Source organism: Aestuariivirga sp., assembly GCF_044239095.1.
In the GTDB taxonomy this organism is placed as follows: Bacteria; Pseudomonadota; Alphaproteobacteria; order Rhizobiales; family Aestuariivirgaceae; genus Aestuariivirga.
In genome coordinates this window covers 1-8,835 of the sequence record NZ_JBIICB010000180.1, presented here as the reverse complement: position 1 = coordinate 8,835, position 8,835 = coordinate 1, and the positions used below count along the sequence as shown (strand labels likewise).

The 8,835-nt window shown below is 67.2% G+C and carries 9 protein-coding genes; 3 read left to right on the top strand and 6 right to left on the bottom strand.

All coding sequences use genetic code 11. The features are described from left to right. Both ACILRA_RS15310 and ACILRA_RS15305 read right to left on the bottom strand, forming a co-directional pair. Positions 1-199 (bottom strand): LptF/LptG family permease (locus ACILRA_RS15310; RefSeq protein WP_395662947.1); only part of this gene is annotated, 199 nt, incomplete at its 3' end. A gap of 174 nt (positions 200-373) precedes the next feature. Next, the gene (locus ACILRA_RS15305) at positions 374-1,300 is read right to left on the bottom strand and encodes a metallophosphoesterase family protein (protein ID WP_395662946.1); all 927 of its coding nucleotides are present in this window, start codon (positions 1,298-1,300) and stop codon (positions 374-376) included. A gap of 135 nt (positions 1,301-1,435) precedes the next feature. Here ACILRA_RS15305 and ACILRA_RS15300 point away from each other — a divergent pair, with 135 nt between their 5' ends. After that, on the top strand, positions 1,436-1,588 hold the full coding sequence (locus ACILRA_RS15300; RefSeq protein WP_395662945.1) for a hypothetical protein: 153 nt from the start codon (positions 1,436-1,438) through the stop codon (positions 1,586-1,588). Between the two features lie 56 nt (positions 1,589-1,644). Here ACILRA_RS15300 and ACILRA_RS15295 read toward each other — a convergent pair whose 3' ends face one another. Continuing rightward, entirely contained in the window at positions 1,645-2,715 is a 1,071-nt protein-coding gene (locus ACILRA_RS15295; protein ID WP_395662944.1) for a phosphotransferase enzyme family protein, read from the bottom strand. 6 nt (positions 2,716-2,721) lie between these two features. Beyond that, positions 2,722-3,870, bottom strand: a complete 1,149-nt coding sequence (locus ACILRA_RS15290) for a dATP pyrophosphohydrolase (protein WP_395662943.1) — start codon at positions 3,868-3,870, stop codon at positions 2,722-2,724. Positions 3,871-3,944: 74 nt separating this feature from the next. Here ACILRA_RS15290 and ACILRA_RS15285 point away from each other — a divergent pair, with 74 nt between their 5' ends. Together ACILRA_RS15285 and ACILRA_RS15280 are read left to right on the top strand one after the other, a co-directional pair. Beyond that, positions 3,945-4,424, top strand: a complete 480-nt coding sequence (locus ACILRA_RS15285; protein ID WP_395662942.1) for an NUDIX domain-containing protein — start codon at positions 3,945-3,947, stop codon at positions 4,422-4,424. A gap of 222 nt (positions 4,425-4,646) precedes the next feature. Beyond that, positions 4,647-5,198: a GNAT family N-acetyltransferase gene (locus ACILRA_RS15280; RefSeq protein ID WP_395662941.1), complete on the top strand. Its 552-nt coding sequence runs from the start codon at positions 4,647-4,649 to the stop codon at positions 5,196-5,198. Here the strand turns inward: ACILRA_RS15280 and ACILRA_RS15275 are convergent. Beyond that, the gene (locus tag ACILRA_RS15275; RefSeq protein WP_395662940.1) at positions 5,139-7,199 is read right to left on the bottom strand and encodes a hypothetical protein; all 2,061 of its coding nucleotides are present in this window, start codon (positions 7,197-7,199) and stop codon (positions 5,139-5,141) included. The genes ACILRA_RS15280 and ACILRA_RS15275 overlap by 60 nt on opposite strands. Next, positions 7,196-8,835 (bottom strand): DUF4159 domain-containing protein (locus ACILRA_RS15270; RefSeq protein WP_395662939.1); only part of this gene is annotated, 1,640 nt, incomplete at its 5' end. The genes ACILRA_RS15270 and ACILRA_RS15275, both read right to left, overlap by 4 nt.

The following is an 8,835-nucleotide window of genomic DNA, read 5'->3' as shown; positions in this document are numbered from 1 at the left end:
GAAGGGCGGTGCCGAGATAGTGCGGCACCAGGTAGGCCAGCATCTCGAACACCGCGGTAAAGGAGTTCTTCTTGCCCAGCGTTGCGTCGAGGAGCCGGACCATGCGGTCGGCCAGCAGCATCAGAAGGCCGATCACCAGCGCGCCCGCCAGCGGCAGCGAGACCTGCTTCAGCACATGCCTGTCGATGATGGGGAGCAACCGGGCTTAGCCTTCGCAGCGGTGGGAACTTGGCATGGCGTCAATCTAGAGCATGATCCGCAAAAGTGGAAACCACTTTTGCGACAAGATCATGCTCAAGCAGTTGATCTTGCGCGAGTTCTTTTCGACCAGGTGATACCACCTGGTCGGAACGCGCGCTAGCCCAGCCGGCACTCAGGAAGAAAGGACGAATTCGGTGGAGTGAGCGACCTGCCGCGTGACCGGGTCGAAGCAGCGCACCGTGACCTCCGTCAGCCATTTTCCGCCCTGGCGCTGGATGCGGTACAGGTTCCAGGCCGCCACCGGGTGGTGCGCGCTGCGGATCAGCGAGGCGGAGGGAACGCCCAGCACATGGACCGTTCCGAAGCGGGAATTGAGGCTGTTCAACATGTGCTCATGGTTGTGGCCGTGCAGGACGAGTTCCGCACCGTGGGCTTCCAGCACGTCCCGCAGTGCCACTGCATCAAGGAGCGCCTTGCGGGGCTTGGCGAGGCCGGGAAGTGGCGGATGATGGATCATCACCACGCGGGCGTAGCCACGCTCACGCAGGTCTCGAAGCAGGAAGGCCAGCGCCTCGGTCTGCGTGGGGCCGAGCAGCCCCGCCGCCCGGTGCAGCGGCTGCGGCACGGCGGTCGACACGCCGATCAGGGCAACGTTGCGGCGCAGCCTGACATAGGGAAAGGGTGCCGCGATCTGCGGGCTCGACTGGGCTTTCGCCACCTTCATGTCGCCCTGCATGTAAGGCGCAAGGTGCGCGAGCCCGTGCTTCCAGTCCATTCGCACGTAGGTGTCGTGGTTGCCGGGCACGAAGCTGACCCAGGATGGTTCACCGAAGGCTTCGAGCCAGGCGGCGGCGGCTGTGAACTCGTCATGGGCGGCGACATTCACGATATCGCCTGTCAGCGCCACGTGGTCGGGTGCTGCCGCCACGATGTCCGCCGCGATCGCCGCGGCCACCGCCGGTGAGTGGACCCGGTGCCGGTTGAGGCGCCAGTTGATGGCCCCGATCGTCCGCTTCAATGCGAAGTGGCGGCGGGCGGAACCCGCGGGCAGGGGGCCCAAGTGCAGGTCGGAGAGATGGGCGAGACTGAATTCCGACACGTGTTTCGCTGGCCGCCTTTGATGATCTTGAGCGTTTAGAGCATGAGCCCGGGGTGGGGCAACCCTGCAGCCTCGGGCATTGACGGCGTTGCTTGCCAAGATAGTTTTTTTGGCATCTGGGAAAAGGTCATCTTCATGCGCACCGCCTGCATCGAACTGGCGAAATATGGGATCACGGTGAATGCGGTGATGCCCGGCAATATCCTCACCGAAGGCCTGGATGGCATGAGCGAGGATTACCAGCGCTCCATGGCGGCCAGATCCTGCCGGAAAGCCTCGAGGCGTTGAGTTCGGCGTGAGGCGCGTCTTCTATCGGGCGTCATCCCGGCGAAGGCAGTTGGGAGTTATCCGAATCTTCGCAAATATTCCTCGCACAGCGGCAGCGTGCCGTCCGTGTATCCCGCTCCCAGCGATTTCGGGAACTCCGCCTCGATATGTGACGCGATCCACGCGACGAGCAGGATGCGGCGGAGCATGATGAAGGTGGGGATTTCCGCCTCGTCCTCCTTCGGTAGCGCCAGCTGCTTGCGGTAACCCTTGACCCAGCTTTCGATCAGCCCGGGCACCTGCGGCTCATGCTCATAGAATGATACCGGTGTGGCCGCATCATACATGTACCAGCCGAAGCCGCAGTCGTCGAAGTCGATGGCCTTCACGGCATTGCCATCGATCAGCAGATTGGCGAGCCTGAGGTCGCAGTGGATAAGGCCGAAGCGTTCCGCGCCCTTGCCATAGGCCGCGAGCCTTTTGCCGATGAGATCGACGGTGCGCTGAAAGAGCTTTTCCTTCTCACGGTCCATGCCGGCACCATCGCGCCAGCGGCCCCAATGCGGATTGTCATCACCCAGCGCCGTGTCGAAATCCCAGGTGAAGCGCGTGAACCATGACGGGCGCTTCCAGCGCCGCGCATGGATGTGCATGCGCGCGGCGATCTCACCCAGCACTTCGAAGGGTCCGGAGAGATCATCGCCGATGCAAGGTTCCGCGCCCGTCTCCCAGTCGAACAGCACCACGTGGCGCGGCCGCGGCAGGCGCGGATGCGAAACCTCCTGGATGATGTCGCCATCACTGCCTGCCACAGGGTTGGGTGTCGTCACCACACCGGTCTGGCGGAGGTCGATCTGCCAGGCAAGCTCGGAGGCGATGGCGGTGCGCGAATGATAGCCCTCACGGTGAACACGCAGCGCAAAGCGGCGGCCACCGGGTGCATCGACCTGGTAGGTGGCGTTCTCCGACAGGTTCAGCATGGTGGCTTTGCTGCCCGGCGGAAGGCTGTATTGCGAGAGCGCCTTGTTGGCGAGTTCCAGCAGGATTGGCAGCTGCCTCTCATGGGGCAGGGAATCGAAATCCGTCATCGCCACTCCGTCAGGCTTTGCGTCATGCGCGTCCTGCCAGAAGCCGCGCGATCTCCGCAAGTCCCGTCAACCGCCGCCGGTCGCCTTTTCGTAGATGCGGTAGGTCTTGTAGGCCTTGCCGCCGAATGTTTCGATCATGCGGCGCATGCGCATGTTGTCCTCGAGGATCCAGGACAGTTCGCCCCGCATGGTGCCGCGCGAAACGTGATAGCTGCGCACCCGCGCGAGCGCCGCCATGCCCAGCACGCCGCCCATCGCCGTGCCGTGAAATGCCTTTCTCACGCCCATCAGCGGCATGCGGACGGAGCGGGGCGGGCGGGCCATGAGGTTCCATGCGAGCTTCGCCCAGCCAAACGGCAGCAGCCTGCCGTCCAGCCCGCGGATCCAGTCGTTGATGTTGGGAAGCGACACCGCCATGGCGGCGGGCTCGCCCTTGTATTCCGCGATGGCGATGTAGTCCCCGGTCACCAGCAGTTTCAGATTGTTGCCGAGTGCGGTCATCTCCTCCTGGGTCCAGGGCACGAAGCCCCAGTTCTCCGACCAGGCGTCGTTGGCGATTGCAACGATGATCTCGAGTTCGCTCATCAACTGCTTCTTGTCGAGCGGGCGCACTCGGATGTCCGGGTTGGCCAGTGCCCTGTCATAGGCGGCCTTCAGGGTGCGCGGGATATGGCCCGGATCCTCGAAGTCATAGGCGATCACGTCCTTCGCCTTGGCGAAACCCAGCTCCTCGAGGCGCGTGGCGTAATAGGGCAGGGCGTGGCCCATCATCATCGAGGGCGGCGTGTCGAAGCCTTCGACCAGCAGGCCCATCTCGTCGTTGATGGAGAAGTTGAAGGGGCCCTGCATGCGGCTCAGGCCCCTGGCCGCCAGCCAGGAGGAGGCGGCCTCGAACAGCGCGGCGAACACGGCAGGATCGTCCTCGGCCTCAAGAAAACCGAACTGGCCGGTGCCATCGGCAAAGCGCTCAGCGCGCAGCCGGCAGGCCTGTGCCGTGATGCGCCCCACTGGCCTCTCACCCCGGAACGCCAGGAAGAGGGCCACCTCGGCATGGCGGAAATAGGGGTTCTTCCTGGGGTCGAGGTGTTCCAGCCGCTCGAGGTAGAGCGGCGCCACCCAGTGCGGGTCCCGCCGGTACAGGCCGAAGGGCAGGTCGAGGAAGGCCTTGAGGTCTGCCTTGCCGCTGACGGGCCGCACGCTGATGGGCTGGGTCATGGTCAATGGGATTAGCCCCGCTTCCCCGCGAACTCAAGCTTGGCGCGGCGCCGGGCAGGCGGTAACCATGCCACATGAACGATAGCCTGAAGCGCCTTTTCTACCGCGCGGCGAAGCCCGTGCTGCACCCCGTCTACCGGCAGTTGCGCGGCATGACGCTCGGCACCCGCACGCTGGTGCTGAAGGACGCCGGCGCGCAGGTGATGCTCGTGCGCCACGGCTATGCCGCGGGCTGGATGCTGCCCGGCGGCGGTGTCGAGCGCGGCGAGGCGCTCGCCGAGGCGGCCGTCCGCGAGGTCAGGGAGGAGGCCGGCATCGTGGCGGAGGAGGAACCGCTCCTGCATGGCGTGTTCCTCAATGACCGCCAGTTCCGTGGCGACCATGTGGCCTGCTTCGTGCTGCGGCGGTTCAGCGAACGGCCGGTGCGTGCGGGCTTCGAGATCGCCGAGGCGCGCTTCTTCCCGCCGGCTGCTTTGCCGGAGGCAACAACCGGCGGTACAAGGCGGCGCATCGCGGAGGTGCTCGAAGGCCTTCCACCTTCCCGCGCGTGGTGAGGCACTGGGCTTGTTCTTGACCTTGCCCGTGCTGCGGGGTAAGGCCCGCCGCCATGACCGTGATGGACCATCTCCGCCTCCGACGACGAGCCCGCGACAAGCGTGCTGGCGCACGCGCCTGAACGGGCCTTCGGTCTTCTCCCAGCGCATCATGTGATTGCAGCGCAGCGGGGCTGACGGGGGCTCCTCCGAAGCCTTCCTCCCGTTTCCGAGATCATCACCATGCGCGGTTCCATCGCCTGCGAAGACACAACACCCCAGGACCATGACGCCGTCGAGCATCTGCTCGACCTGAGCTTCGGCTCCAACCGCCACGGCAAGACATCCTACCGGCTGCGCCAGGGCAGCACCCCCGTTCCGGGCCTGTCGCTGGTGGTGCGCGATCCGGGTGTCAGGCTGTCGGGCACCATCAGCTTCTGGCCGCTCGCCATCGGTGCTCCGGCAACGCCAGCACTTCTCCTGGGGCCGCTCGCCGTGCATCCGGACCGCCAGGGTCTGGGCATCGGCCTTGCGCTGATGCGCGAGGGCCTGGCGCGTGCCGCGGCACAGGGCCATGCGCTGGTGCTGCTGGTGGGCGACGAGCCCTATTATGCGAAGGTTGGTTTTTGCAGGATTCCAGAGGGGCTGATCAGCCTGCCGGGGCCGGTTGACCCCCGCCGCTTCCTCTCTCTCGAGCTGAAGCCCGGAGCGCTGGACGGCGTTTCAGGCATGGCCTCAGCGGCCCTCGCGGTACCACATGGCGCTGAAGGCCAGGAGCAGCACGCCCAGGCTTAGCAGTGTCGCGAAGAGCGGCGTGTCCGAGACCGCGAGCACCCGGTGCGCATCGTTGGCGCGCAGCCCGATCCAGCCACTGCCTGAAGCCTGGCGGCCCTGGTCCACCTTGACGAGCTGCGGCAGGCCGTCCTCGAGCCAGTTGATGCCGCCGCCTGCCGCGGCGGCGGCAGGGGCAAGCACCGCCGCCGTTGCGACGAGGCTCGACATCTCACGCGCGTCTGCGCTTCCCGCCGCGGCGACCGATACGAGCTTGCCGTCGGACAGGCGGTGAAGCCCCGCCTCCGTCACGGGCAGTGAGCCCTGGAAGCGGCCTGGCGCCACCTCAGTGAGCATGACCGTTTCGGTCTTGCCCGAAGGCAGCGTCACCGTCACGGGCTCGACCGCGTCAGCCATGGTGCGGCGCTCGATGACGAGGTTGCCGGCGCGCTGGTTGCCCTCGAGTGATTCCTCCTCGAGGTCGGGTTCCTTCATCAGCCAATGCGCCATGCGGCGCAGCAGTTCGGTCTGCGGTCCGCCGCCCTCGAAGCCGCGCGACCACAGCCAGCCCTGGTCAGAGAGAAGTTGCGCCACGCGCCCCTCGCCCTGGCGCGCCAGCACGAGAAGCGGCTTGCCGTCGAGTCCGGACATCACCGTTTCGCCCGTGCTGGTGGTCGTCTCGACGAGGCGGAACCAGCGGCCCCAGCTTGGGCTGTCGCCGCCTGAACCGGGAAGTCCGCTGGTCACCGGATGCTTCTTTCCCTGTGCCGTGAGTTCCGGCTTGAAGGGGCCTTCCAGCACCTCGCCCGTGGGGGCTGCCGCGATGACGTCGGAGAGCGGCGTGTAGTAGAGGCCATCCTCGTCCGCGAGGTCCGGCCCCGAGGCGATCAGCACCGCGCCGCCATCGGCCACGTAGCGGGCGATGTTGGCCATATAGGCAGCGGGCAGCACCGTCTGACGCCGGTAGCGGTCGAAGATCACGAGGTCGAATTCGTCGAGCTTCTCGATGAAGAGCTCGCGCGTCGGGAAGGCGATGAGGGCGAGTTCCCTGGTCGGTGTTCCGTCCTGCTTCTCCGGCGGCCTGAGGATGGTGAAGTGGACGAGGTCGACCGAGGCATCCGCCTTGAGCAGGTTGCGCCAGGAGCGCTCGCCCGGGTGCGGCTCGCCCGAGACGAGCAGCACGCGCAGCCGGTCGCGCACGCCTTCGATTACGGTGACAGCGCGGTTGTTCTGGGTCGAGATCTCGCCCTCCAGCGGCGGGGCGGTGATCTCCACGATGTTCTGTCCGCCGTGGCCGATGACGACGGGGATATCGAAGGTCTGGCCCGGCGGCACGGTGAAGCTCTCGGGGGCGCCGCCGCCGACGGCGATGGACACGCTCACCGGCTGGCCGGGGCCGTTCGCCTCCTCGATGCGGAAGCTCACTGTCTGTTCCTGGCCCACCATGCCGAAGCGCGGGGCCTTCTCGATCAGCACCTTGCGGTCCTTCTCACCCCGCGAGCCGGTGATGATGGCGTGCAGCGGGCCGCCGGGGTTGGCCTTCGCCGGGTCCTGGGGCGCATCATGCACCTGCCCGTCGGTGATCATGATGGCGCCGGCGAAACGCTCGGGCGGAATGTCGGCCAGTGCGCGGTTCAGCGCCTCGAAGGCGCGCGTGCCGTCGTCCTCGGCACTGATGCCGGACTTCACCTCGACGGTGCGCAGTTCGGTGTTGGGAAGGCGGGCGACGGCGGCCTTCAGCGCTGCCTCCGCCTCAACCGTGCGGGTGGCGCGGCCCGCGGTTTCCTGGCTCAGCGAGCGGTCGATCACCGCAACGGCGATATCGGTCAGCGGTTCACGCTCCTCGTTGCGCACTGTCGGATTGGCGAGGGCGGCAAGCAGGATTGCCAGCGACAGGGCGCGCAGCAGGGCGCCACGGGCGCGCGCCAGGGCGAGGGCTGTAACCAGCGCAAGGCCGAGCACGCCCAGCACGGCGATGACCGCCCAGGGCAGCATGGGATCGAACCCGATGCTCCAGGAACTCATTGGCCGAGCCTTTCGAGAAGGGCCGGCACATGCACCTGGTCGGCCTTGTAATTGCCGGTCAGCGCATACATCACGATGTTGACGCCGGTGCGGAGCGCGAATTCCCGCTGCCGGTCGGTGCCCGGAACCGAGGCGAAGAGCGGCTGGCCGTTCTCGTCCATGGCCCAGGCGGCGGCATAGTCGTTGGAGCCGATGATGATGCCGCTGACGCCATCCGTGTTGCCCGCCGATGCGCCTTCGCTGTCGGTGCGCTCCACCCACAGCTTGCCGCTGGCATAGCGTCCGGGGAAGCGGTCCAGCAGGTAGAAGCTCTTGGTCAGCACATGGGTTTCGGGCACGGGCTCCAGCGGCGGGATGTCGAGCTTCGCCAGAATGCGGCGCAGCGCATCGGAGGCCGCACTTGGGCTGCCCGTCAGCGCGTCAGTGCCCGCGCCATCCTCGCGCAGGTCGAAGAAGATGGTGCCGCCGCCCTTCATGAATGCGTCGATGCGGGCGAGTGCCGCATCGGAGGGAACGGTCGCATCAGGCTTCACCGGCCAGTAGAGCAGCGGGAAGAACACGATGTCGTCGCGCTCCAGGTTGACGCCCGCGGGCTCGCCAGTGACCACCGAGGTGCGCTCGCCCAGGATGGCGCCCAGTCCCTTCAGGCCCTGCTCGCTCACCTCGTCCAGTGCCGCATCTCCCGTGATCACGTAGGCGAGCCTGGTTTCGAGCGCGTTGCGCATCGCATAGTCGTCCGTGGCCTCAGCCTGTGCGGCGGGCTGCCAGGCCAGGACGAGCAAGAGGCCAACCGCCGCCGCGGCCGCGCGGCGCTGGCGCAGGCGGCGGAGGCCGCCCCCCAGGAACAGGGCTGCAAGGCAATCGGCGAGGAACAGGATCATGGCCAGCGCAAAGGCGTAGGGCGCCAGGGCGCGTGCGGGAAGGGGGGCAAGCGGGCGCAGCGTGACCGTGGAGGCGAGGCCCGAAATCGGCGTCAGCGCATCGCCGGTGCGGGTGATGTTGAGGGCGCGCTCCTGCAGGCCACGGCGGTAGAGGCCGGCGGGGGTTGCGGCACTCACCACCGCCTTGTCGATCGCCGCGGCCGCAATGGGCTGGACATCGGGGCCGGGGTCGGCGAGTTCGCCGAAGCCGTCAAGCGCGCGGAACGGCACGAAGGCCTGCGCCTCGGCAGCAGCCACGGCGGGTGCAGCACCGCCGCCCGCGGCAGGCGCGAGGTCGAGCACGCGGCGCAGCATCTCGACGAAGAGGCCCGAGACGGGAAGGTTCGACCAGTCGGCATTGGCGGTGACGTGGAACAGCACGATCAGTCCCTTGCCGGTCTTTTGGGCGGTCACCAGCGGCGTTCCATCCGCGAGGCTCGCCCAGACCTTGTCCGGAAGCTCGGCATCAGGCTCCGCCAGCACCTGGCGCGTGACCTTGACGACGGGGTCGGGGGTGAGCCCTGCAAAGGGGCTGGTCTCGGGGAAGGCCTGCAGCGCTTGCGGCGTTTCCCAGCTGAGCGCGCTTCCAAGCGAGCGGCCGCCCTCGCGCAGGGTCACGGGAACGAGCGTGTCCTGGGCGCCCGCGAGGCGGGGCCCGGCGAAGCGCAGCAGCACGCCGCCGTTGTTGACCCAGGCTGCCACCATCTCCTGCTGTT

Coding starts and splice junctions, on each gene's coding strand:
- ACILRA_RS15285 (WP_395662942.1), top strand. CDS start 3,945: ATGAACGATAGCCTGAAGCGCCTTTTCTACCGCGCGGCGAAGCCCGTG.
- ACILRA_RS15290 (WP_395662943.1), bottom strand. CDS start 3,870: ATGACCCAGCCCATCAGCGTGCGGCCCGTCAGCGGCAAGGCAGACCTC.
- ACILRA_RS15300 (WP_395662945.1), top strand. CDS start 1,436: ATGCGCACCGCCTGCATCGAACTGGCGAAATATGGGATCACGGTGAAT.
- ACILRA_RS15280 (WP_395662941.1), top strand. CDS start 4,647: ATGCGCGGTTCCATCGCCTGCGAAGACACAACACCCCAGGACCATGAC.
- ACILRA_RS15275 (WP_395662940.1), bottom strand. CDS start 7,199: ATGAGTTCCTGGAGCATCGGGTTCGATCCCATGCTGCCCTGGGCGGTC.